Origin of the sequence: Kitasatospora sp. NPDC057940 (assembly GCF_042887425.1) — a bacterium.
Classification (GTDB): domain Bacteria; phylum Actinomycetota; class Actinomycetes; order Streptomycetales; family Streptomycetaceae; genus Kitasatospora.
The window spans coordinates 146,220-170,609 of sequence record NZ_JBHVPH010000018.1; the positions used below are offsets into that span (position 1 = coordinate 146,220).

Here is a 24,390-nt window from a genome sequence, read left to right on the forward strand (position 1 = left end):
CCGTCCACGGAACCGCTGCTCCCGGCTCAGCCGCCGCTCTCGGCGAGGTAGGTGAGCACGGCCTTGACGCGCCGGTTGTCGGCTTCGGTCGCCGGCAGGTCGAACTTGGTGAAGACGGCGGCGACGTGCTTCTCCACCGCCCGCTCCGAGACCACGAGCAGCCCGGCGATCGAGCGGTTGGAGTGGCCCTGCGCCATCAGCTCCAGCACCTCCCGTTCGCGCGGGGTGAGCGCGTCGACACGGCTCCGCCGTCCGCCGTGCATCAGGCCGTTGACGACCTCCGGGTCGAGCGCCGTGCCGCCGGCCGCGACCCGGTGCAGCGCGTCCACGAACTCCGAGGTGCGGGCGACGCGTTCCTTGAGCAGGTAGCCGACGCCTGCGGCGCCGTCTGCGAGCAGCCGGGCCGCCCAGGCGGTCTCGACGTGCTGGGAGAAGACCAGGATGCCGACCCCGGGCGAGGTGGAGCGGAGCTCGACGGCGGCGCGGATGCCCTCGTCGGTGTGGCTGGGCGGCATCCGGATGTCGACCACGGCCACATCGGGCCGGTGCTCCTCGACGGCGGCGATCAGTTCGGGGGCCGTCCCGGCGGTGGCGACCACGGCGCACCCGCGCGCGGTGAGGAGTTCGACCATGCCGTCCCGGAGGATCACCGAGTCCTCGGCGAGGACGACGCGGAGCTGCTTCTCGATCATGTCGCCATTATCGGCGGTGGCCGGGCCACCACCGCCGCCACCACCGCCGCCACCGCCACCGCCACACCAACCGCCACCACCACCGGACCGGTCGTGCCGCCGCTCGCCAGGCCCGGCTGCTCGCCACGCCGGGCGGCGGGCCTGTCATCACAAGGATCGTGGCAATCCGTCAGCCGGCTTCCCCCTGCTGTCCGCGCCACGCGTGGACGCCGGGGGCGACCTCGACCACCTCGAACGGGTAGGCGTCGCGGACGAGTTCGAGCAGGGCGCGCTGCTCGTCCAGCCAGCCGGGGGCGGGGGACAGGACGACCCGGAGGGTGACGCCGGAGTCCTCGGCGTCGGAGACGGTCACCCAGAGGCCGCCTGGTCGCCCCGGCTCGATCCGTAGCTCCGGGCCGTGCTCCTCGTCCAGCCAGCGCACCGCCTCGCGCCGCTCCAGCCGCTCCAGCGCGGCTTCCCACTGCTGGAGTTGACGTTCCGTCACCAGCGTGACGAACTGCCCGCGGGCCGAGTCGGCGGTGACGGTGATCTCGCAGTCCAGCCAGTCGTGGCCGAGCAGGGAGCCCGGCGCGTGCCGCCCCAGCACCCGCACCCGTACGCTCCGGCCGCCGGTGCGCCCCTCGTGTCCGGTGGCGTCGTCGGTGCCGGGGCGGTCCGTCAGCCTGATCAACTCGTTCTGGTGCGAAGCGACTTCACGCACTGTGTACTCCCGGTCACTGCGAATCCAAGGGCTGACATCCTCGCGCAGGTGTTCGTCCGGTGCCAGTCCGTGGGAGGGGTTCGTCTCCGACGCGCCAACGGCCCGCCCGACCGTGGAGGTCGGACGGGCCGGGCGGGGCGGTGGGCGGCCGGAGGTCCGCGCTGCTCAGGGCTGGTCCGCCCTGGTCGGGACCGGCCGGTACCGGCCGGGGCCGGCGCGGGTCGACGGGAGCCCGTCGGCGCCCGTCGGCACGCGGCAGTGCCCGTCGGTGCCGGTCACCGCTGGTCGGCGTGGCCGGTCAGGACGGTGGTGAAGATCGGCTCGCCGTTCTGGTGGCCGGTGACGGTGGTGGTGAGGGCGTCCGGGTCGTCGCCGGGGGTGTGCCGGGCGGTGATCGTGGTGGCGGCGTCGTGCTCGGCGTACCGGTGGTAGGTGGTCGTGGCGGAGGCGGGGATGACGGTGGCCGGTGAGACGAGCGCGTTGGTGGCCTGGCGGGCGGCCTCCAGCAGGACCATGCCGGGGATGTGGTCGTTGGCGTGGTCGAAGAGGATCGGGTGCCAGAGGTCGGGGGTGAGGTGCCAGGTGCCGGGTGCGTCGGCCGGGGTCAGGACGACGTCGCAGGGGCGGATCCGGCCCACTCGGCCCGGGGCCAGCGGCTCGCCGGAGACGGCGGGCGCCGGGCCGGCCTCGCGGCGTGCCCCGCGCAGCCGCCGGTAGGTGGAGTCCGGCACGGTGGTGAACCGGGTGTGTCCGGTGGCGGCGAGGTGGGCGCCGCGTCGGATGACGGCGCTGAGGGTGAAGTCGATGGTGGTGCCGCTCCGGCGCGGCTGCGGGACGAGTCTGGCCTCGATGCTGAGGTCGGTGGGCGCCGCGCCGATGAGCAGTTGGCGGGGGCGGGTGGTGTAGTCGAGGTTCCACATCATGAACTTGTGGTCGAGCGGGACGCCGAACCGGGTGTGTGCGAGGTAGAGCCCGGCTTGGCGGATCGTTTCAGCGGTCTGGATCGGGTCGTGCCGGGTTCCGTCGGGGGTGGTGAAGAAGGTGTGGGCGCGCGGCCACTGCGCGGTGACGGCGAAGGTCGTCTCGTTCAGCTGCTCGCTGCCGGTGAGGAAGACCTCGGCGTGGCAGGCCCGGTGGACGTACTCCTTGGCAACGGTGCTGGTCAGGCGCGGTGCCGGTCCGGTCGGCTCGGACGGCCCGGCGGTGCGGCCGGGGGCGGTGCCGTGGTCCGCGCCGGCGGCGCGGGAGATGGCGGGGGCGCGGTAGGCAAGCAGGGTCATGGGAGCGCTCCGGAAGGCCGTGGCGGGCGGGGTGGGCTGCTCAGGGCTCGTAAGATACGTACCTTCCGGTTTGGTTTTCAAGGAGCCCGAACGAAGGTTCGTTGGCGGCCGAGCGTGGTCGGGTGGTCGCTCCAGGTGTCGCGTGATGGCCGTCCGGGCGGGCCGAGCCTGGGGTGGATGCCGCCTGGCCTGCAAAGGAATCCCCAAAAGCGGGATGACAGGTGCATTATCATGGCGGCCCGTTTTCGGTGGGATGCGGCCAGAAGTGGTGAGACGGATTCCGGATCTGTCGACTGAGGGAGGGGTGGCGGTCGCTTTCCCGCCCTGTGCCGTCCACACGGTTTTCCTTCGCTCGAAGGCGGGTGCATGCGACCTGGGGAGGAGGGATCGCCGGTTGACCGGCGGGTAAGATACAGGGTGTTTGGTTTTGTTTGCCGAGCGTTTCGGGCGGGGTGGTTGCGGTGGTGCGGCAGGAGCGGGCGATCCGGACGCGTCGGCTGATCCTGGAGGCGGCGGCCTCGGTCTTCGACGAGCACGGGTACGACGGGGCGACGATCGGTGAGGTGGTCGCCCGTGCGGGTGTGACCCGGGGTGCGGTGTACTTCCACTTCGCGTCGAAGCGGGAGCTCGCTCAGGGCGTCGTGGAGGAGCAGTTCGGTCGGGACGAGATCCCCGAACGGCACTGCAAGCTCCAGGAGTTCGTCGACCTGGGGATGGTCGTCGCGCATCTCATGCCGCGTGACCCGCTGCTGAGCGCGGGCGCGCGGCTCTCGCTCGGCCAGGACGTGTTCGGCGACCTCAGCGGTGGTGCCACGCCCGGGTGGATCGCCCGGCTGGAGGCGGTGCTGACGGCGGCCGGCGAGCGGGGCGAGCTGCTGCCGCACGTACTGCCGGCCGAGACGGCGTGGCTGATGACGGGTGCCTGGACGGGCGTGCAGATCCAGTCCCAGAAGATGTCCGGCCGGGCGGATCTGGAGCGGCGGGTGGCCGTGCTCTACCGGCACGTGATGCCGGGCATCACCGTCCCCGGGGTGCTGGCCACGCTGGACCTGGGCTCGGACCGGGGTGAGCGGGTGGTGGCCGAGCTGGCGGCGGCCCGTGCTGGTGGCGCCTGACGGCTCGCGCCCGGGGCTGACGCGACGGCACTTGCGGCGGCGGTCGGTCCGGTGGGTCGTCGCAGTCCGGAGTTCGATGGTCCGTTCAAAAACAAACAGCTCGTTCGGTTTTGTATTGACAAACCGTCCGTCCTGTTTTTGGATGAGCACCTGGTGCTCGGCTGTGCGGTAGCCGCAGCACCGGCCGGCCGGTGGCCGTCGGGGCCGCCGATCCGTCTGGATTGGGGTGGACGTCATGGAGATCCGGGTGTTAGGGGCCTTGGGGGTCCAGGTGTGCGGGGTGTCGGTGGTGCCCTCGGCGCCGAAGCCACGGCAAGTGCTCGCCCTGCTGGCCCTGCGCGCCGACCAGGTCATCTCGGCGGGCGTCCTCGCCGAGGAACTGTGGTCCGGCCATCCGCCGCGCAGCGCGCGCACCACCGTCCAGACCTACGTCCTCCAACTGCGCGACCTCATCGACCGGGCGCTCGCCCAGCGTGACGACGCCGGGGGAGCGTGCGGAGCCAAGGACGTCCTGGTGACCTCGCCCGGCGGCTACCGGCTCGACAGCGGCGGCGGACTGGTCGACCACCAGGAGTTCGACCGCCTCGCGGGCCTCGGCTACCGGGCCATGGACGGCGGTGACTTCCCGCTCGCCGCCCGCCAGTTGGGCGAGGCACTCGGCCTGTGGCGCGGTCCGGCCTTCGCCGACGTCCCGCTCGGCGGTCAACTCGCCGTCGAGGCCAGGCGGTTGGAGGAGACAAGGCTCTGCGCGCTGGACCAGCGGATCGAGGCCGACCTGCGGCTGGGCCGCCACCGCGTCCTGCTCGCCGAACTCACCGTCCTGGTCGACCGCTACCGCACCCACGAGAGCCTGCACGGCCAGTACATGATCGCCCTGCACCGCTCCGGCCGCCGGGGCGAGGCCCTGGAGGCCTACCAGCGCCTGCGCAACACCCTGGTACGGGAGTTGGGCATGGAACCCTCGGCCGGACTGCGACGCCTCCAGCGCTCCATCCTGCTCGCCAACCCCGACCGCCCCGAGCCCGACCGTGCCGCCGGCCCCACCACCCCCGCCGGTCCCACCACCCCCGCAGGCATAGCCACCCCTGCCGATCAGACCCCGCCCCGCACCACCCGGCTCACCCGCGTGGGCTGAGCCCGCCGGGGAGACGGCCCGCCGAACCGCTGGCTAAGACCCCCGGTCCGGCCGCGGGTGGCCGGTCAGGCCCAGGTAGTGGCCGAGCCGGGCGGCCGCGTCGAGCATGGCCAGGCCCTGGGCGGTGAGCCTGCGCTGCCAGCCGTCGAGGGCGTCGGCCAGGGAGGCCGTGCCGCCGGCCGTCCGCACCTGTCGGACCACGGTGGCGATGTGGTCCAGCGGGTAGCCGCCGCGCCGGAGCAGGTGGGCGAGTTCGGCGTCGCGGATGTCGTCGGCGCGGAAGACGCGGTGCCCGTTGGCCTGGTCCCGGGCGGGGGTGAGGATGCCCGCGCCCTCCCAGTTGCGCACGGTCGCCGGGGTGACGCCGAGCCGGTGGGCGAGTTCGCCGATGCTCAGGGCGGCGCCGTCCACCGCGGGCTCCGCCGGCGGGCCCGCCGCAGGATCCGCCGCGAGGTCCCGCGCCGCGCCGGGCCGAGCGGTCAGGTGGTGCACGGCCTTCCGCACCGCGTCCAGGGTGTCCCGGTCGCGGAGCAGTTGGCCGTGGCCGAGGTCGATGGCCGTCAGGGCGTCGTCGAGCCCGCCCCGGTGGAGCGCGGTCATGATCCGGCCGCCGGTCGCGTGGCCGTACGCCGCGACGAGCGAGCGGTAGGCGTCGAGCGCGGCCGCGTGCACCTCGGTGTAGACGCGGTAGCCGCTGGCGGTGCGTTCGGCGGGCGGGAGGAAGCCGTCCCGCTCGTAGTTGCGTACGGCCTGGGTCGAGAGGCCGTGCCGGCGGGCGAGGTCGGAGGGGCGCATGCGGTCACCGGTTAGAGACTTTAGCGGCGGATCGGGCGGTCGGAGCAGGAAAAGTTTCAACCGTTCTTTCAAGGATACGCTTGAGGGCCATGAGTCAGGACTTGCGAGACCTCGTCCCTCCGTCATGCGCACTGCTGGCGCTCGGTGAACCCACCCACCGGGAACCGGCCTTCGCGCGGATCCGCAACGAGCTGTTCGCCCAGCTGGTCGACCGGGGCTTCCGGTCGATCGCCCTCGAAACCGACCGGGTGGCCGCGCTCGCCGTGAACGACTTCGTCCAGGAGGGGGTGGGCACCCTCGACTCGGTGATGGGTGAGGGCTTCTCCCACGGCTTCGGAGAGCTGGACGGCAACCGGCGGCTGGTCGCCTGGATGCGCGAGTACAACCGGAGCCGGCCGCCGGCGGACCGTCTGGCCTTCCACGGCTTCGACGCGCAGACGGAGAACACCAGCGCACCCAGCCCGCGGCGCTACCTCGAACACGCCCGCGACTACCTCGGGCTCGACCTCGACCTCGCCGGCCTCGTCGGCGAGGACCAGCGCTGGAGCCGGCCCGAGGCGGTCCTGGACCCGGAGATGTCGCCCGGCGCCTCCGCCGAGGCGGAGAAGCTGCGGACGATCGCCGACGACCTGCTCACCCTGCTGTACGCGCGGGCCCCGGAACTGGTCGCGGCGACCTCGCGCGCCGAGTGGCTCAGGGCCAGGACGCACCTCACCGCCGGCCTCGGCCTGCTCCGCTACCACCGGCAGTCGGCCGAGCGCCTGGAACCGGGCGCCCGGCTGTCCGGCCTCCTCGGCACCCGGGACGTGCTCATGGCCCAGAACCTCCTCGACATCCGCGGCGGCGAGGCCCGCCGAGGGGGAACCCTGGTCTTCGCCCACAACCTCCACCTGCAGCGGCAGCCGAGCACCATGCGCCTGGGGGACCTGGACCTGGCCTGGAGCGGCGTCGGCGCGATCCTGAGCTCCCTGGACGAGCCGTACACCTTCGTCCCCGGCAGCCTGGGCCGCAGCGAGGCCGTCGGGCTCCAGGAGCCAGAGCCGGACACCCACGAGGGCGCGCTCCAGCGCGGGGCCGCCACCTGGGGACTGGCCGATTCCGGTGCGGCCGCCGGTGGCCGGACGCGCACCGACACCACGCCGGAGCAGGGCTACTTCCCGCTCGACCGGGCGGTCCTCGACGAGGCCGACGCGATCCTGCACATCGGCGACGGGACCACCGTCGCACTCTGACGGCGGCCTGCGGAGGACGGACCCCCGGCAGCGTCAGGTACGCGGCCCCGGGCCCGGATAGGCCGTCCGCAAGTGGCCCAGGAGCGCGGCCGTGGGCGGCGCGGTGGGGCGGTCGGTCGGCCAGGCCAGTGCGATCCGCACCAGCGGGACGGGGTCGGTGAGCGGCCGGATCCGCAGCCCGGCGGCGGGCGGCGGATCCGGCAGCACGGCCACGCCCAGCCCGTGGGCGGCGAGTTCGGCCAGCTGCGGCGGGGCGGCCGCCTCGACCGCGACCGTGGGGTGTGCGCCGGCCGCGGCCAGGGCCTGCTCCAGCGCCGTCCGCAGGCCGGTGCCGCGCGGGGTGCTCACCAGGGCGTGCCCGGCCAGCGCGGCGACCGGCAGGGGGCCGTCCGGTCCGCCGGCCAGCGGGTGGCGCCCGGTGAAGGCGGCGACCAGCGGGGCTTCCAGCACGGTGTGCAGGGCGAGCCCGGCCAGCGTCCGCCAGCCGTCGTCCTCGTCCCGTCCGCTCGCGGCGGTGGGCAGGCCGATCACGGCGAGGTCCAACAGCCCCTCGCGCAGGGCGCCGAGCATCCGCGCGGTACCGTCCTCGGCCAGCGAGAGGTCGATGCCCGGGTGGTCGCGGCGGAACGCGGCGAGCGTGGTGGCGAGTCCGGGGAGGCCGTCCGCCCCGGCCGGCGGGACGGGACCCAGCGCCGCACCGGAGACCAGCCCGAGCCGGACGTGCCCGCGCCGCAGTCCGCCGAAGTCCTGCGCCGTCTGCCGCGCCGCCGCGGCGGAGGCGAGCGCCGCCCGCGCGTGCGGGAGCACCGCCTCGCCGACCGGGGTGAGCCGGACGCCGCGCCCGCCGCGGTCCAGCAGCCGGTGGCCCAACTCCTTCTCCAGCTGCCGGATCTGGGCGCTCACCCCGGGCTGGGTGAGGTGCAGCAGCTCGGCGGCGCGGGTGAAGCTGCCCTGCTGGGCCACGGTGACGAAGTACTGGAGCTGCCGGAGTTCCATAACTTCTGATGATAGGTGGAAGAACTCCCCGGTCTTGGACGTACGGAGGGCCCCGGCCGCAGGCTGGAGGCATGGGAACCGTGCAGCACGACCAGGCCGTCGACCGGGTCCGCGAGCAGATCGCGGCCGAACGCCGGGAACTCGCCGAGGTGTTCACCACCTTCTCCCGGGACCAGTGGAACTCCCCTTCGCTGTGCGCGGGTTGGCGCGTTCGCGAGGTCGCCGCCCACATGAGCACCGGCTTCCGCCACTCCACCGCCCGCAACCTCGCGGACCTCGTGCGGGCCGGCGGCTCCCTCCACCGGATGACCGACCGGGTGGCCCGCCGCGACGCCGCCGCCCTCACCGACCGCCAACTCGTCGCCGCCCTCGCCGACCACGCCGAACACCCCTGGCGCCCTCCGGTCGGCGGCCGGATCGCCGCCCTCGCCCACGACGTCGTCCACGGCCTCGACATCACCACCGCGCTCGGCCTGCCCTCGCGCCTCCCGCTGCCTCGGGTCACCGCCCTGCTCGCCACCGTCTCCCGCCGCAGCCTGCGCTTCTTCGGCGCCCGGCTCGACGGCGTCCACCTGCGGGCCACCGACACCGCCTGGGCGTACGGCGAGGGCCCGGCCGTGGTGGAGGGCCGGGCCGAACACCTCCTGCTGCTCACCTACGGGCGCCGGCTGCCGCCCGGCCTCCTCACCGGCCCGGGCGCGGGGCGGTTCGCCCTGGACGGGTAGCGGGCGCGTCCGCTCCCGGCTACCCGGCCGTCGGCGAGGGCACCGTGCAGGTACCGGAGCAGAACACCAGGCCGACCCACGGCCTTCGGCCCGCCCCGGCCCCGGTGGCCGAGGGGCGCCACCGCGCGGTTCGCTCCCCGCGGCGCAGTCGGGCGCGCGCGGGCCGCGCAGGGGTGGCTAGGATCGGAATCGCCCATTCCGGATAGGCGGTGAGACGGGAAGCAAGGTCTCCGATGGCCCCGAGGTCCGAGCAGTGGCCGCCGTACGTGCGGTTCGCGCCGTGGTTGCTGATCGTCGGCGGGCTCGTCTGGAACTCCCTGGACCCCGCCGACTACTGGGGCGACCCGCTCCTCGCGGCCGCCGCCGTCCTGACCGGCGCCCTGCTGACCCTGCGGGACACCCTCGCGGTGGGCGTCGCCAATGTGACCGGCATCCTCGTGCTGGCCGTGCGGGACGGTTCGATCGGCACCCAGGACGGCTACCTGGAGCTGGTGAACACGGCCTTCGCCGCGCTGCTCGGCGTCTGGGTCAACCGCGTCGTCGCCCGGCACGGGGAGCAGCTGGCGCAGGTGCGGTCGGTGGCCGAGGCCGCCCAGCGGGCGGTGCTGCCCGAGCCGCCCGCGCGGGTGGGCCGGCTGTCGGTCGCCGCCTGCTACCGGGCGGCGCAGACCGAGGCGCTGATCGGCGGCGACGCGTACGCGCTGCAGGAGACCCCGTACGGCGTACGAGTGCTGATCGCGGACGTGCGGGGCAAGGGGCTGCAGGCGGTCAGCGCGGTGTCGGTGCTGCTCGGCGCGTTCCGGGAGGACGCCCACCGGGCGCCGGACCTCGCGGCGCTGGCCGACGGGCTGGAGCGGGCGCTCACCCGGGAGAGCACGCTGCTGGCCGAGGAAGTACGGCTGGAGGGGTTCATCACGGCGCTGCTGGTCGAGTTCCCGCCGGGTGAGGACGTCATGCGCACGCTCGACTGCGGGCACCCGGGGCCGTACCTGCTGGGCGGCCCGGAGGCGGTGCGCCGGCTGGACGCCGCCGACCCGGGGCTGCCGCTCGGGATGGGCTCGCTGGGTGTGGCCCGGCCGGTGCCGGAGACCCGGCCGTTCCCGCCGGGGTGCACGCTGCTGCTGGTGACCGACGGGGTGACGGAGGCCCGGGACGCGGCCGGGGAGTTCTACGATCCGCTGCCCGCCCTCGGCCCGCTCGGCCCGTTCGACGGTCCCCAGGAGGCCGTCGACGCGCTGGTGGCGGACGTGGAGCGGTGGACGGGCGGGCCGCGGGACGACGACATGGCGGTGCTGGCGGTGACCTGTCGGGAGGCGGACTGAGCGGCGGGGCCCGGTCCGGCCGGTTCGGCGGTACGGGTGCTTCTTCTCACGGCCTCCCGCGGCGCGGCTGATATCACGATCAGGTGACGGGCAGTCAGTGTTTCGCATGATCCAGCCAAGTTGAGTGATGGCGTCCGGTGGCCGGAATGCGAATGCCCGCATAGCGGACGGCGAATTGGACGTGCGGGGCCCGCGGTGCGCCGGGTGGCCGCGCGGGTGGTCCGCCCCAGGTCGGCGGCCTGCGCGGACGTCCCGGCGGGAGCGCGCCCGGTCGTATGGGGGCCGTATGGGCGGGTCGCGGGAGTGGCGTGATCAGGCTGACCCGTGGTTCGTCCTGAAACGGACGCGATGCTTGCCCAGTAGCGAAGTGGTGACCGAAAGTCGCACTGATGAACGAGACGCCAAGCCCCCGCCGCGACCGCCTGCTCGGCCACCGCGACTTCCGACTCCTGCTCACCGGAGCCGCGACGGCCCAGACGGGCAGCCAGGTGACCCTGGTCGCACTCCCGTTGGTGGCGGTGGTGGTGCTCGATGCCACACCCTTCGAGGTCGGCCTGCTGACCGCCGCCGAGACCGCCGCGTTCCTGCTGGTCGGCCTGCCGGCCGGAGCCTGGCTGGACCGGATGCGCAAGCTCCCGGTGCTGATCCGCGCCGACGTGGTGCGCTGCCTCGCCGTCGGGTCGATCCCGCCGGCCGCCGCGCTCGGCGTGCTGACCATGGCCCAGCTCTACCTGGTGGCGCTGGTCACCGGGGTGGCGACGGTCTTCTTCGACGTCGCCCACCAGTCCTTCCTGCCGTCCGTCCTGCCGCGCGAGCAACTGGTCGGGGGCAACGGCGCGATCGAGACGGTCCGCTCCTCGGCGCAGATCGTCGGGCCCGGGCTCGGCGGCGGCCTGGTCCAACTGCTCGGCGCGTCGCTCGCCATCGTGGCCGACGCCGTCGGCTACCTGGCCTCCGCCCTGCTGCTCGCCCGGATCCGGGTCGAGGAGCCCCGACCGGAGCCGGCGCCCGGACGGTCGCTGCGCGCCGAGGTCGCCGAGGGCGTGCGCTTCGTGCTCAAGCACCCGCTGCTGCGCGCGATCGCCGCCGCGACCGCCGTGTCCAACCTGTTCGCCGCCGTGCTGGCGGCCGTGCAGACGGTGTTCTGGGTGCGGGTGCTCGACCTCGCGCCGGGCGCCATCGGCCTGCTGCTGTCGGCCTCCGCCGTCGGCGGCCTGGCCGGGGCGCTGTGCGCGGGGCGGCTGGCGGCGTGGCTCGGCCAGGCCCGGCTGATCTGGCTCGCCACCGTGGTGACGGCGCCGTTCGCGGTGCTGTGGCCGCTGTCCGGCCGGGGCGCGGGCGTGGTGCTGTTCGGGATCGCCTCGGCGGTGGTGCTGTTCGGCGCGGTGGCCTACAACGTCGCCCAGGTGAGCTTCCGGCAGAGCCTGTGCCCGCCGGAGCTGCTCGGCCGGATGAACGCCACCATGCGCTTCCTGGTCTGGGGCACGCTGCCGATCGGCGCGCTCATCGGCGGCACCGTCGCCGACGCGGCCGGACCGCGCGCCGCGCTGTGGCTGTGCGCGGCGGGCTTCCTGCTCGTCCCGGTGCCGCTGCTGCTGTCGCCGCTGCGCCGGCTGCGGGACCTCCCGGCGGACACCGCCGCCACGGCCGGGGAGGAGCCCGTCGCGAGCCCCGCCGCCTGACGCACCCGGCCGCCCGACGAGCCCCGCCGCCTGACGTCCGAACCGAACCGAAACCGGAAACCGGAGACCGTTCCGTGCACGCCAGCATCACCGCCGCCTACCTCGCCCGGTACCGTTCCGCCGCCGCCGACTCCCCGATGGACCTGCTCCCGCTCACCGGCGCCCAGCGGCGCTTCCTGATCACCCGCAGGCTCGCGCCGCAGGGCCGGCCCGACGTCGTCCCGCTGTTCCACGCCTACCCGGGCGGCACCCTCGACCTGCCCCGGCTGGCCCGCGCCGCCACCGCCACCGCGGCTCGGCACCCGGCGCTGTGCGGCGGCTTCGGGACGGTGCGCGGCACGCCCGTCCTGCGGGTCGGCGCCCCCTCGGCCGAGGCCGCCCGGATCGCCGTCCCGCCCGGCGGCACCGCCCGCTCCGCCCTGCGCGAGGCCCTGCTGGACTGGCCCGCCGACGGGCCCGCGCTGCGCCTGCTGGTGGCCCGGGAGCCGGACGCCGAGGAGGAACTGTTCGCCCTCGCGGTGGACCACGCCGCCTGCGACGAGCAGTCGCTCGGCATCCTGACCGCCGACCTCACCGACGCCTACGCCCGGGACGACCACCCCCAGGAGGCCGTCGCCGCCCCCGACCAGGACGCCCTGGCGGCCTACCGGGAGGCCGTCGAACGGCAACTGGCCGCCGAGGACGCCGCCGGCGGCCCCGCCGCCCAGGCCCACTGGGGCCGCCGGCTCGGCGGCGTCACCGGGACGGGCGGGGGAGCGGCCGGCTCCACCGGCATGCTCAGCCACCGGCTGCCCGCCGCCGAGGGGGCCGCCCGCACCGCCATCTTCCCCGCGCTGCTGGACGCCACCGCGGCCGCCGCCCACCGGCTGCACCGGACCGACGGGCAGCTCGCCCTCGGCTACCCGTGGGGCGGCCGCCCGCCCGGCGCGCCCGCCGCGCTCGGCTGCTTCCTCAACACCCTGGTGCACCCCGCCGTGCCCGGCGGGTCCGCCGCCCTGGAGGACCTCGCCGACGCCTGGTGGGACGACCTCGACCACGCCGACACCCCGTTCGATGAGGTGGTCCGGGCCGCCCGCACCGCCGGCGCCCCGTGGACGGGCGCCCTGGACGGCATGCTCACCCTGGAGGACCTGCACCGCCGCCCGCCGCTGGTGTTCGGCGGCGTGCCCGGCCGGGAGACCCACCTGGCCGGGCGGCCGCTCGCCGCGCCGTTCGCGGTCGCCGCCTCGCACGGCGACGACCTGCTGGTGCGCCTCGCCTGGGACCGCGAACGCTTCCCCGAGGACGCCGCGACCGCCGCCTTCGACGACCTGCTCGCCACGCTGCGCCGTCACCTGCGGGCGGCCTGACCCGCCCCGGCCCGACCCCGCCCCCGGCCTGACCCCGCGTCGGACGCCTGATCCGCACGCCCGCTCCGGACGCTCGCTCCGGACGCCTGATCCTTACCCGACCCGAAGCCGCCCCGAAGCCGCCCCGGACCCGACCCGAAGCCGTACCGGACCTGCACCGGACGTCCGCATCAGGACGCCCGCTCCGGACGCCTGATCCGCCCCGGACCGAAGCCGCCACCGAGCCCCCATACCGACCGCCGGGCCGCGCCACCACCCCGGCGTGCCCGGAACCAGGGCCGGGCCATCCACGCCCGCCCCGCCGCCACAGGGCCAACACGCCCACCACACAAGGGAGTCACCGATGTTTGCGCTCTCCTCCTCGCAGGAGATCGTCTGGCTGCACGAGCAGATGCTGCCCGGCAGTCGTGCGTACAACTTCACCGCCGTGCTCGACCTCTGGGGCACCCTCGACGAGGACGCGCTGCACGCCGGACTGGCCGCCGTCCTCGCCCACCACCCGGGCCTGCGCCTGGAACTGGTCGCCCGCCCGGAGGGCCTGCCCGGCCAGCGGGTCGCCGAGCACTGCGAACCGACGCTGCGCCGCAGCGACTTCGCCGCCGAGGCCGACCCGGACGCCGCCTTCCGCGAGCTGCTGGCCGCCGAGGCCGCGGAGCCGGTGGACACCGAGAAGGCGCCGGTGCTGCGCTGGCACCTGGTGCGCCTCGGCACGGACCACCACCGGCTGATCCACGTCGAGCACCACCTCGTCCACGACGGCCACTCCTTCGCGATCCTGCTGCGCGACCTGTTCACCGTCTACCGCGCCCACGTCCTCGGCGAGCCCTACCAGCTGCCCGAGGCGCCCTCGTACGAGCAGCACGCCCGCACGGCCGTCGACCCGGACGCCCGCGAGCGCGCGCTCGCCTTCTGGCTGCGGGAGCTGGCCGACGCCCCGCGCGAGGTCACCCTGCCCGGGCTGGCCAACCCCGGCGCGGTGCGCCGCCACCGCGGCGGCCAGATGCGCCAGGCGATCGGCGCCGACCTCGCCGAGCGGCTGCGCACCCGCAGCAAGGCGGACGGGCACACCCCGTTCAGCACCCTGCTCACGCTCTTCGCCGAACTGCTGCGCCGGCACTCCGGGCACCGCGAACTCGTCGTCGGCACCGCCGTCGGCAACCGCCCGGAGGGCTTCGAGGGCACCGTCGGCATGTTCGTGAACACCGTGCCGCTGCACCTGCGGCTGGACCCGGCCGCCCCCGGCACCGAGGCCGTCGACGAGGTGACCGACGTCCTGCTGCGCGCGCTGCCGTACCAGGACCTGCCGGTCCAGGAGCTCACCCGCCGGCTCGGCCTGCACACCGGTGGCGCCGACAACCCGCTGTTCAACGTGATGTTCAGCGCGCACGACGCCGCGCTGCCGGACGTCCAGGCGCCCGGTCTCGAAGTCTCGCTGTACGAGGGCTTCAACACCGGCACCACCCGCTTCGACCTCGACCTGGTGCTGCTGCCCGACGACCGCCGCGTCGTCGGCGAGAAGCACGGCGGCGCCGGGATGACCCTCGTCTGGGACTACGACGCCGACCTCTTCGGCGAGGCCGAGGCCACCCTGCTGGCCGACCGCCTGCTCCAGCTGCTGCGCTGCTACCTCGACCGGCCCGAGGCCACGCTCGCCGCGCTCGACCCGGCCCCGGCCGCCGAACCCGCCACCGCCGTCGCCCGGGCCGGTCTCGACCCGGCCGCCGCCCACGACCCCACGGCCATCGCGATGATCGCCGGCACCGAGCGCCTCAGCTACGGCGAGCTCGACCGCCGCGTCACCCAGCTGGCCGAACGCCTGCGCGCCGCCGGCGTCACCCCCGGCCAGCCGGTCGCCGCCGTGCTGCCGCGCGGCGTGGACAGCGTCGTCGCCCTGCTCGCCTGCCTGCGCTACGGCGCCGTGTACGCGCCGCTGTCCGCCGAGGACCCGGCCGCCCGGCTCGGCCTGCTGCTGGACCGGCTGGCCCCGGCCCTGGTGCTGGCCACCCGGCAGAGCGCGCTCGCCCTGCCCGCCGAAGGCGTCACCCCCGCGCTGCTGGACGGCCCGGCCTTCCCCAAGGCCGAGCCCGCCGCCGTGCTGGACGGCGCCGCCTACCTGATCCACACCTCCGGCTCCACCGGCGTGCCCAAGCCCGTCCTGGTCGGCCGCGACGCGCTCGCCGGGTACGTCGCCGCGATCGCCGCCCGCTACGAACTGACCCCCGCCGACCGGGTGCTGCTGTTCGCCCGCCCGTCCTTCGACGTGGCGCTGGAGGAGGTGCTGCCCGCGCTCGCCGCCGGCGCCGCCCTGGTCGTGCCGCAGCGCGAGGTGCCCACCGGGCCCGAGCTCGTCGCCGTGCTCGCCGCCCGCGGCGTCACCGTCGCCAACCTGCCGACCAGCTACCTGCTCGCCGTCCGCGAGGACCTGCGCGAGGCGCTGCGCGACGGCCGCTGGGCGCCCCGGCTGCTCGTCCTCGGCGGCGAGCGCCTGCCCGCCCGCGCGCTGGCCGGCCTGACCGAGGCCACCACCGTGCTGAACGCCTACGGCGTCACCGAGGCCACCGTCACCTCCACCGTGTACGAGGTCACCGCCGCCGACGTGGCCGAGGACGGCGAGATCCCGCTCGGCGCCGAACTCGACGGCGTGCGCGTGCACGTCCTGGACGAGGCGCTGCGCCCGCTCCCGGCCGGCTGCGTCGGCGAACTCGCCGTCAGCGGAGCCCTGTTGGCCGACGGCTACCTCGGCCTGCCGGAGCCGACCGCGGCCCGCTTCGTCACCGTGCCCGCCCTCGGCGGCGAGCGCGTCTACCGCACCGGCGACCGCGGCTACCGCGACCTGCGCGGCCGGCTGAGCTTCCTCGGCCGCGCCGACAACCAGGTCAAGCTCCGCGGCCACCGGATCGAACTGGAGGAGATCGAGGCCGCGGCCTCCGCCGAACTCGGCGGCCGCTCCTGCGCGGTGGTGCTGCACACCGACCCGCAGGCCGGCCCGCGCCTGATCGGCTTCCTGGAGGGCGCCGACCGCCCCGACCAGGCCGCCCTGCACGCGGCGCTCGCCCAGCGGCTGCCCGGCGGGCTCGTCCCCGCCATCTGGACGGCCGTCGAGACGATGCCCACCCTGCCCGGCGGCAAGCCCGACCGCGCCGCCCTCGCCCGGCTCGCCGACGAGGCCCCCGCCCAGGAGGCAGCCCCGGCCGCCGAGAGCGCCTTCGCCGACCCCGGCCAGGAACTGATCGCCGCCGCCTGGCGCGAGGTGCTCGGCCACGACCGCTTCACCGCAGACTCCCACTTCTTCGAGGTCGGCGGCCACTCGCTGCTCGCCGCCCAGCTCGCCGCCTGGCTGGAGCCGCACCTCGGCAGCCGCCCGCCGCTGCGCACCCTGTTCCGCCACGCCGTCCTGGCCGACCAGGCCAGCGCCCTCACCGGCCAGCACCCCGGAAAGGCAGACCGCGCATGACCGCCCCCTCCGCCGTCCTCGAAGACGGCCACCGCGAACTCGTCGACGCGTTCGAGAGCTTCGTCCGCCGCGAGCTCGTCCCGCTGGCCGCCGAACTGCCCGAGACCGCCGACGAGGTGCCCGCCGAACTGCGCGCCTACGTCCGCAAGCGCTCCGCCGCGCTCGGCTTCTACGCCGGCGACTACCCCGAGGAACTCGGCGGCGCCGACATGCCGTTCACCGCCGTCGTCCTGCTGCACCACGCGGCCGGGCGCAGCGGCTGCCCGCTCGCGCCGTACGCCCTGGCCGGCTCCGACGGCCCCAGCCCGCTGCTGCGGCACGGCACCCCCGAGCAGATCGAGCAGCACCTCGTGCCGCTGGTGCGCGGCGAGCAGACCCGCTGCCTCGCCCTCACCGAGCCGCACGCCGGCTCCGACGCGTTCCGCCTCACCACCACCGCCGTGCGCACCGCCGACGGCTGGGTGCTGAACGGCCGCAAGACCTTCGTCAGCAACGCCGACCGGGCCGGCCTGGTGCTCGTCGTCACCGCCACCGACCTGGGTGAGGGCGCCGGGCCCACCGCCGGCGCCACCGCCTTCGTCCTCCCGATCGACCAGCCCGGTCTGCGGATCGGTCAGCGCTACGAGGGCATGTCCGGCGAGCCGCTGTTCGAGCTGCTGCTCGACCAGGTCACCGTCTCCACCGACGCCGTGATCGGCGGCGAGGAGGGCGTCGGCGCGGCCACCGCCCTCGCCATGGACAGCCTCTCCCGGGGCCGCCTGGTCGTCGCCGCGATGTGCAACGGCATCGCCGAGTACGCGCTGCGCATGGGCGTCGAGTACGCCCGCGAGCGGCGCGCCTTCGGCAAGGTGATCGGCGAGTACCAGCACGTCCAGGAACACCTGGTGGCCACCCGGGCCGAGGTGGAGTGCTCCAAGCTGCTCACCCTCGCCTGCGCCCGGCTGGTCGACGACGGCACCGAGGCGCCGGAGAACGCGGCGCTCGCCAAGCTCACCGCCTCCGAGACCGCCGTGCGCGCGGTGGACCGCTCGCTCCAGGTGCACGGCGCCACCGGCTGGGTGCGCGGCCACCCGCTGGAGTTCCTGTACCGCTACGTGCGGATGACCACGATCATCGAGGGGACCTCCGAGGTCCAGAAGGTGATCATCGCCCGCTCCATGGGCCTGAACTGACAGTCCGTCAACGGCCTGTCAACGGCCTGAACCACCTGGAGACGATGATGGAAACCCTGAGCATCGAATACGGCCGCCCGCACCAGGACGGCGCGGTCCTCGACCTGTTCGCCACCTGGGTGCACCGGACCCCGGACGCGCCCGCCCTGATCGACGGCGCCCGCACCTACAGCTACGCCGAACTCGACCGCCTCGCCGACACGGTGGCCGCGGCGCTGCGCGACCGGATCCGCCCCGGCGACCTGGTCGGCGTCTGCCTCGGCCACTCCGCCGCCCTGGCCGCCGTCACCCTCGCCACCGCCAAGCTCGGCGCCGTCCACCTGCCGCTCGGCCCGCGCCCCGGCGAGCGCCGGCTCCAGGCCGTCGCCGAGCAGCTGCGGCCCGCCTGCCTGGTCGGCGACCCGGCCCGACTTCCCCAGGGCGGCGAGCAGTTGGCGCTCGACCTGGAATCGACCGGCGACGTGGTCGCCGCGTTCGTCCCCGGCGAGCAGGTCCACGTGCCCGCCGGCACCCACTACGCGGTGCTCACCTCCGGCTCGACCGGCACCCCCAAGGCCGTCGCCGTCGGCGAACCCGCCCTCGGCGCGCTGCTGCACTGGTACCGCGAGCTGACCGGCCTCGGCCCCGGCGAGCGGCACAGCCTGCTGATCGGCGTGTCCTTCGACCCGCACGTCCTGGAACTGTGGGCCACCCTCACCTCCGGCGCCGCGCTCACCCTCGCCCCCGAGGCCGTCCGCTGGGACCCGGGCGCGCTCACCGACTGGTGGCGCGAGGCCGGCGTCACCGTCAGCATCCTGCCCACCCCGCTCGCCGAACCGATCCTGGCGCGCGCGTGGCCGGACGGGCTGGCACTGCGCCACCTCACCATCGGCGGCGACCGGCTGCGCCGCGCCCCCGGCCCGGACGTCACCGCGGCCGTCCACAACGCCTACGGCCCCGCCGAGGCCACCGTCACCACCACCGTGCACACCATGGCGCCCGGCCTCGACCACGGCGCCGGCGCACCGCCGATCGGGCTGCCCGTCCCGGGCGCGGTCGTCCTGGTCACCGACGAGGAGGGCCGGCCGGTGCCGCGCGGCCAGGCCGGCGAACTGCGCATCGGCGGCCGGGGCCTGGCCGCCGGCTACCTCGACCCCGAGCTGACCGCCCGCCGCTTCGTCGGCGTGCCGCCCGGCGTGGACGGCATCGACCGGGTCTACCGCAGCGGCGACCGGGTGGTGATGCGCGCCGACGGCGTGCTGGAGTTCCACGGCCGGCTCGACGACCAGGTCAAGGTCAGCGGCGTCCGGGTCGAACCCGCCGAGGTCGAGGCCGCGTTCGAGCGCGACCCGCGGGTGCGCCGGGCCGTGGTGGCCCCCGCCCCGGCGCCCACCGGCGGCGTCCGGCTGCTCGCCTTCGTCCAGACCGCCGAGGGGTCCTCGGCGGCCGACGCCGACGAGCTGCTGGCCGCCGTCCGGCCGTGGCTGCCCGAGCAGGCCGTCCCCTCGGCCGTCCGCCTGGTCGACACCTTCCCGCTGGACGCCAACGGCAAGGTCGACCGTGCCGCCCTGCTGCTCGCCCCGACGGCGGACGAGCCGGTCGCGGCGGAGGAGGGCGCCACGCCCACCGAGCGCACCGTGCTGCGCCTGTGCCGCGACCTGCTCGGCCGCGCGGACCTCGGGCCCGGCGACAACTTCCTCGCCTCGGGCGGCAACTCGCTCGCCGCCGCACGGCTGCTGGAGGCCCTGGAGGAGGAGTGCGGGGTGCGGCTGCGCGCGCCCCTGGTGCTGCGCCAGCCCGACCTGCGGGCCGTCGCCCGGCTGGTGGCGGAGCGGCAGCCGACCGCCGCCGCCGCCGTCTGACCGCCCGCCCGCCCGTACGACCTGCGCAGGGCGCCCCGGCCGTTCGCGGCCGGGGCGCCCGGAAGGGACCCACCATGCCCACCGCGACCCTCCCGGACCTGATCGCCCGGCACGCCCAGGAGCGCCCCGACGCCCTCGCCGTGACCGACGGCTCCACCGTTCTGACCTACCGTCAACTCCTCGACTCCGCAGGCCGGCTGGCCGCGACCCTGACCGCCCGGGGGATCGGCCCCGGCAGCGCGGTCGGCCTGCTCTGCGCCCGTTCCACCCGCCTGGTCGTCGCCCAGCTCGCGATCTGGCGGACCGGCGCCCACGTCGTCCCGCTCGACCCGGCCTACCCGCGCCAGCGCATCGCCGAGATGACCGGGGACGCCGGAGTCCGGCTCGTCCTCGGCGACAAGACGCTGCTCGCCGAGGCCGGACTCGCCGAGGAGCAGACCCTCGCGCTGACCTCGACCCTCGTCCTGGCCGAGCCCGCCGCCCCGGCCGGGCACGGCCCCGACGCCACCGGTGCGGCCGCCCCCGACGCCGCCGACCCGGCCGCGCCCGCCCTGCTCTTCTACACCTCGGGCTCCACCGGCCGGCCCAAGGGCGTCATCGTCCCGCACAGCGCCGTCGCCGACCTGGTCACCGCCCAGGACGCGTTCACCCTCGGCCCCCGCGACCGGGTCCTGTTCCACTCCACGATCAGCTTCGACGCCTCCACCTTCGAACTGTGGGCCCCGCTGGCGCGCGGCGCCGCCGTCGCCGTCTCGCCGTCCGACCGGCCCACCGCCGAGGAACTCGTCCGCGACATCGAGCGGTTCGGCGTCACCACCGTGTTCATCACCACCGCCCTGTTCCACCACCTGGCCGCCCGGCAGTCCCGGATCTTCGGCGTGCTGCGCACCCTGGCCGTCGGCGGCGAAGCCCTGTCGCCCGAGTACGCGGGGGCGGTGCTGCGCGCCTTCCCCTGGCTCGAACTCTTCAACGTCTACGGGCCGACCGAGGCCACCACCTTCACCACCCTGCACCGGATCACCCCGGCCGACTGCACCGCCGGCCCCGTCCCGATCGGCCGGCCCTTCGGTGGCGCCCGCACCCTCGTCCTCGACCAGGAGCTCGCACCGGTGCCGCCCGGCACTGTCGGCGAACTGTGGATCGCCGGCGGCCGGCTCGCCCAGGGCTACCTGGACCGGCCGGAGCTGACCGCCGAGCGCTTCCGCGACCTGCCCGGCACCGGCCGCGCCTACCGCAGCGGCGACCTCGTCCGCCAACGCCCCGACGGCGCACTGGAGTTCCACGGCCGCACCGACGACCAGGTGAAGGTCCGCGGCTTCCGGATCGAACCCGGCGAGGTCGAGCACGCGCTGCTGCAGTTCCCCGAGGTCGCCGAGGCGGCCGTCGTGGTCCGCCGGCCCGGCCACACCGACGCCGCGCTCACCGCCTGCCTGGTCCTCGCCGACGGCAGCCGACCGGCCGTCGAGACCCTCCGCGCGCGGCTCGCCGACCGGCTGCCTGCCCACCTGGTCCCCACCACCTGGACCGTGCTCGCCGCCCTGCCGCTGACCAGCACCGGCAAGATCGACCGCCGCGCCCTCGCCGCCGCCGACGAGACGACCGCCGACGGACCCGGCACCGCCGCCGCCCTCACCCCGATCCAGCAGGCCGTCGCCACCGCCTGGACCCGCGCCCTGGAACGCCCGATCACCGACCCGGCCGCCGACTTCCTCGCCGAGGGCGGCCACTCGCTGCTCGCCATGTGGGTCGTCGACGACCTCCGCGAGGACCTCGGCGTCGAGCTCTCGCTCGCCGACTTCCTCGGCCACCCCACCGTCGCCGGCCAGGCCGACCTGCTCGAACGAGCCCTGCGCGCCGCGCACGACGACACCCCGCAAGGAGCCACCCGATGACCGCCGAGCACCCGGCCGTCGACCAGACCGCCGACCAGGCCGACCTGCTGCGCCGCGCCCGCCGCAACCGCCCCGCCGCGGGCGGGCGCCCCGCGGCCGGGCAGAGCGCGCCGACCGGCCAGGGCGACGGTCCGGCCGGCCCCGCCCCGCTCTCGCACGCCCAGCAGCGGATGTGGCTGATGGACCACCTCGGCCAGGGCGGCGCCCTCTACAACGTCCCGCTCGCCACCCGCCTGCGCGGACCGCTCGACCCCGCCGCCCTCGCCACCGCCCTCACCGGCCTCACCGAGCGCCACGCCGTCCTGCGCACCCGCTACGGCCGCGAGGGCGACCAGCCCCACCAGCAGACCGACCCGGTCACCCCGGTGCCGCTGCGCACGGTGGACGCCACCTGGGAGAACGGCGCCGGGAACAACGCCCCCGCCCTGCTCGCCGCCGAGGCCGCCCGCCCCTTCGACCTCGCCACCGGCCCGGTCCTGCGCGCCCTGCTGCTGAAGCACGGCCCGCAGGACCACACCCTGCTCCTGAACATCCACCACATCGCCGTCGACGGCGGCTCGCTGCCCGTCCTCGCCGCCGACCTGGCCGCCCTCTACGCCGCCGCCCGCGACGGCGTGGCGCCCCAACTCCCGCCGCCCGGACCGTCGTACGCCGAGTACGCCCGCGAGGAGCGCACCCGCGACGCCGAACTCACCAGCGCCGCCGACGCCCGCGCCCGACACCTGGCCGGCGCCCGCCCGCTGCCGCTGCTGCGGCCCACCCCGCCCGGGGCGCGCGAGCGCCGGGCCACCCTGCACACCGCCCCGCTCGCCCCCGCCACCGTGGAGGGCCTGCGCCGGCTCGGCGCCCGGCACGGCGCCACCCTGTTCGCCGTCGTCCTGGCCGCCGCCTTCGCCACCCTGCGCACCGCCGCCGACCAGGCCGACCTCACCCTCGGCTGCGCCAGCGGCCAGCGCTTGCGGCCCGAACTGCGCCGCACCGTCGGCCTCGGCGTCAACACCCTCGCGGTGCGCACCGACCTGGCCGGCGATCCCACCTTCACCGAGGTGCTCGGACGGACCCGGACCGCGCTGCTGGACGCGCAGCAGCACCACGAGATCCCGTTCGACCTGATCGTCGAGCGGCTCGGCGCGGCGGCCCGCGGCGCCGACGGCACCCCGCTGCTCTCCGTCAGCTGCGACCTCGTCCACCCCGCCGAGCCGCTCACGCTGCCCGGCCTCACCGCCGAGGACGTCGAACTCGACCTGGGCCTGGCCAAGTTCGGCCTCGCCCTGCTGGTCGAGGACGGCCCGCAGCCCCGCTGCCTGGTCCAGCACGACCGGGACGCCCTCGACGAGACCACCGCCGAGCACCTGCTCACCGCCTTCGCGGACCTGCTCGCCGCCGTCGCCACCGACCCCGACCAGCCCCTCTCCGCGCTCCCCGGCACCCGCCTGGCCACCGCCCAGCACCCGGCGCTCGCCGCGCTGTCGGCCGACCCCCGGGTGGTCGAGGCGGCCGTCGTCGAGACCGCCGACGGCCCGCCGCTCGCCTACGCCGTGGTGCGCGGCCCGGTCGCCCCGACCGGCGTCGAACTGCGCGCCACCCTGCGCCGCCACCTCGCCCCCGGCGACCTGCCGGCCGCCGTCACCCTGCTGGACCGGCTGCCCCGGCAGGCCGACGGAACCCCGGACCGCGGCCGGCTGCCCGGCGCGGCCCCGACCGCCCCCGAGCGCTCCGGCCCGCTCGACACCGTCCGGACGGCCTTCGGCGAACTGCTCGGCACCACCCCGCCCGCCGACGGCGACTTCTTCGCCCTCGGCGGCCACTCCCTGGTCGCCGTCCAGCTCGCCGAACGCCTGCGCACCCGCACCGGCCTGCCGCTCACCGGCCTGGACGTGCTGGAACAGCGCACCCCGCGCGCCCTCGCCGCCCTGCTCGCCACCCGCGAGGACGAGCGCCGCGCCGCCCCCGCCCGCACCGGCTCCCGCCCGGGCAGCCGCACCCGCGCGGGCACCGTGCTGCTCACCGGCGCCACCGGCGGTGTCGGCGCGGCCGTCCTCCAGGAACTGATGGCCCAGGGCCGCCCGGTCCGGGCCCTGGTCCGGCCGGAGTCCGCCCACCTGCCCGCCCTGCACGGCGCCGAGCTGGCCGAGGGCGACCTCGCCGACCTCGACAGCCTGCGCCGCGCGGTCGAGGGCGTCGACGCCGTCATCCACGCCGCCTGCACCTTCACCGAGCACGCCGTCGACCTCGCCGCGATGCGCGCCCTGGTCGAGGGCTGGCGCGGCGGCCCGTTCGTCTTCGTCAGCAGCATCGACGCCTACGGCCGCCCGTCCGGCACCGACATCCCCGAGGGCGGCCCGACCGGCGACCCGGTCAGCCCCTACGGACAGGCCAAGCTGGACTGCGAGCGCATCCTGTTCGAGGCGGCCGCCACCGGCCGGGGCCCGGCCACCGTGGTCCGCGCCCCGATCGTCTGGGGCCCGCACCAGCGCCTGCGCGACCAGCTCCGCTGGGGCTCCACCGGCGACCTCTACCAGGCCGCCCTGGCCGGCCGCCCGATCGCCCTGCCCGCCCCCGCCCCCGGCGACCGCTCCACCTGGTACGGCGCCGCCTGGGTGCACTCCGCCGCGCTGGCCCGCGCGCTCGCCGCCTGCGTCGCGGACGGCAACCCGGCGGCCGGCCGGATCGTCAACGCCGTCAACGGGCACGTCTCCTGGGCGGACTTCACCGGCGAGCTCGTACGCCTGCTCGACTCCGGCAGCCCGCTGGACCTGCGCCCCGACGCCGATCCCGAACTCCGCCGCCCCTGGCACTACCGCGCGGAGACCCTCGCCGCCCCGCTGAGCCCCGAGCCGGGCGAGGACTGGCGTACCGTCCTGGCGGCGATGGTCGGCTGACCTGCACCGCTCCGCGTCGTGGGGGGCGGCCGCGGGGCGGCCCCCCCCGCCGGGGGGGGGGGCGCCCCCGGCGGAATATGAACCCGGCGCGAACACCAAAACCGCGGGGAGTTATAAAAAAAAAAA

17 protein-coding genes are annotated in these 24,390 nt (G+C 75.9%); 12 read left to right on the top strand and 5 right to left on the bottom strand.

Going from position 1 to position 24,390, the window contains the following annotated elements:
* Positions 1 to 26 precede the first annotated feature (26 nt).
* From ACFVTF_RS25460 to ACFVTF_RS25470, 3 genes are all read right to left on the bottom strand, one after another.
* A complete protein-coding gene (locus ACFVTF_RS25460; RefSeq protein ID WP_387816760.1) occupies positions 27 to 692 on the bottom strand; it encodes a response regulator in 666 nt (221 codons plus the stop codon).
* A 169-nt stretch (positions 693 to 861) separates the two neighbouring features.
* Positions 862 to 1,392, bottom strand: a complete 531-nt coding sequence (locus ACFVTF_RS25465; RefSeq protein WP_387816762.1) for a DUF5959 family protein — start codon at positions 1,390 to 1,392, stop codon at positions 862 to 864.
* A gap of 275 nt (positions 1,393 to 1,667) precedes the next feature.
* Complete coding sequence (locus ACFVTF_RS25470; RefSeq protein ID WP_387816764.1) at positions 1,668 to 2,672, bottom strand: ScbA/BarX family gamma-butyrolactone biosynthesis protein; 1,005 nt, start codon at positions 2,670 to 2,672, stop codon at positions 1,668 to 1,670.
* 461 nt (positions 2,673 to 3,133) lie between these two features.
* Here ACFVTF_RS25470 and ACFVTF_RS25475 point away from each other — a divergent pair, with 461 nt between their 5' ends.
* Together ACFVTF_RS25475 and ACFVTF_RS25480 are read left to right on the top strand one after the other, a co-directional pair.
* Positions 3,134 to 3,787 (top strand): ScbR family autoregulator-binding transcription factor, encoded by a 654-nt coding sequence (locus tag ACFVTF_RS25475; RefSeq protein ID WP_387816766.1) that lies wholly within the window; start codon positions 3,134 to 3,136, stop codon positions 3,785 to 3,787.
* A gap of 235 nt (positions 3,788 to 4,022) precedes the next feature.
* Positions 4,023 to 4,922 carry a BTAD domain-containing putative transcriptional regulator gene (locus ACFVTF_RS25480; RefSeq protein ID WP_387816768.1) on the top strand — a complete coding sequence of 300 codons (900 nt, stop codon included), beginning with the start codon at positions 4,023 to 4,025 and terminating at the stop codon, positions 4,920 to 4,922.
* 33 nt (positions 4,923 to 4,955) lie between these two features.
* Here the strand turns inward: ACFVTF_RS25480 and ACFVTF_RS25485 are convergent, their stop codons facing one another.
* Positions 4,956 to 5,717, bottom strand: a complete 762-nt coding sequence (locus ACFVTF_RS25485) for a TioE family transcriptional regulator (protein WP_387816770.1) — start codon at positions 5,715 to 5,717, stop codon at positions 4,956 to 4,958.
* A gap of 89 nt (positions 5,718 to 5,806) precedes the next feature.
* Here ACFVTF_RS25485 and ACFVTF_RS25490 point away from each other — a divergent pair, with 89 nt between their 5' ends.
* Complete coding sequence (locus ACFVTF_RS25490) at positions 5,807 to 6,949, top strand: erythromycin esterase family protein (protein ID WP_387816772.1); 1,143 nt, start codon at positions 5,807 to 5,809, stop codon at positions 6,947 to 6,949.
* Between the two features lie 33 nt (positions 6,950 to 6,982).
* On the opposite strand, the gene ACFVTF_RS25495 is transcribed toward ACFVTF_RS25490, so the two are convergent.
* Complete coding sequence (locus ACFVTF_RS25495) at positions 6,983 to 7,945, bottom strand: LysR family transcriptional regulator (protein WP_387816774.1); 963 nt, start codon at positions 7,943 to 7,945, stop codon at positions 6,983 to 6,985.
* A gap of 71 nt (positions 7,946 to 8,016) precedes the next feature.
* Here ACFVTF_RS25495 and ACFVTF_RS25500 point away from each other — a divergent pair, with 71 nt between their 5' ends.
* The 9 genes from ACFVTF_RS25500 (at position 8,017) to ACFVTF_RS25540 (ending at position 24,264) form a co-directional block, all read left to right on the top strand.
* Complete coding sequence (locus ACFVTF_RS25500; protein WP_387816776.1) at positions 8,017 to 8,670, top strand: maleylpyruvate isomerase family mycothiol-dependent enzyme; 654 nt, start codon at positions 8,017 to 8,019, stop codon at positions 8,668 to 8,670.
* Positions 8,671 to 8,903: 233 nt separating this feature from the next.
* On the top strand, positions 8,904 to 9,992 hold the full coding sequence (locus ACFVTF_RS25505; protein ID WP_387816778.1) for a PP2C family protein-serine/threonine phosphatase: 1,089 nt from the start codon (positions 8,904 to 8,906) through the stop codon (positions 9,990 to 9,992).
* A 389-nt stretch (positions 9,993 to 10,381) separates the two neighbouring features.
* The gene (locus tag ACFVTF_RS25510) at positions 10,382 to 11,674 is read left to right on the top strand and encodes an MFS transporter (protein ID WP_387816780.1); all 1,293 of its coding nucleotides are present in this window, start codon (positions 10,382 to 10,384) and stop codon (positions 11,672 to 11,674) included.
* A gap of 74 nt (positions 11,675 to 11,748) precedes the next feature.
* Positions 11,749 to 13,023, top strand: coding sequence for a non-ribosomal peptide synthetase (locus tag ACFVTF_RS25515; RefSeq protein WP_387816782.1), 1,275 nt, complete (start codon positions 11,749 to 11,751; stop codon positions 13,021 to 13,023).
* A 343-nt stretch (positions 13,024 to 13,366) separates the two neighbouring features.
* Entirely contained in the window at positions 13,367 to 16,477 is a 3,111-nt protein-coding gene (locus ACFVTF_RS25520) for an amino acid adenylation domain-containing protein (RefSeq protein ID WP_387816784.1), read from the top strand.
* Positions 16,474 to 17,649, top strand: coding sequence for an acyl-CoA dehydrogenase family protein (locus tag ACFVTF_RS25525; RefSeq protein WP_371522428.1), 1,176 nt, complete (start codon positions 16,474 to 16,476; stop codon positions 17,647 to 17,649). Before ACFVTF_RS25520 ends, ACFVTF_RS25525 begins: the two co-directional genes overlap by 4 nt.
* A 47-nt stretch (positions 17,650 to 17,696) precedes the next feature.
* On the top strand, positions 17,697 to 19,490 hold the full coding sequence (locus ACFVTF_RS25530; protein ID WP_387816786.1) for an amino acid adenylation domain-containing protein: 1,794 nt from the start codon (positions 17,697 to 17,699) through the stop codon (positions 19,488 to 19,490).
* Between the two features lie 74 nt (positions 19,491 to 19,564).
* The gene (locus ACFVTF_RS25535; RefSeq protein ID WP_387816788.1) at positions 19,565 to 21,382 is read left to right on the top strand and encodes an amino acid adenylation domain-containing protein; all 1,818 of its coding nucleotides are present in this window, start codon (positions 19,565 to 19,567) and stop codon (positions 21,380 to 21,382) included.
* Positions 21,379 to 24,264 carry a condensation domain-containing protein gene (locus tag ACFVTF_RS25540; RefSeq protein ID WP_387816791.1) on the top strand — a complete coding sequence of 962 codons (2,886 nt, stop codon included), beginning with the start codon at positions 21,379 to 21,381 and terminating at the stop codon, positions 24,262 to 24,264. The genes ACFVTF_RS25535 and ACFVTF_RS25540 overlap by 4 nt, the downstream gene beginning before the upstream one ends.
* Positions 24,265 to 24,390 lie beyond the last annotated feature (126 nt).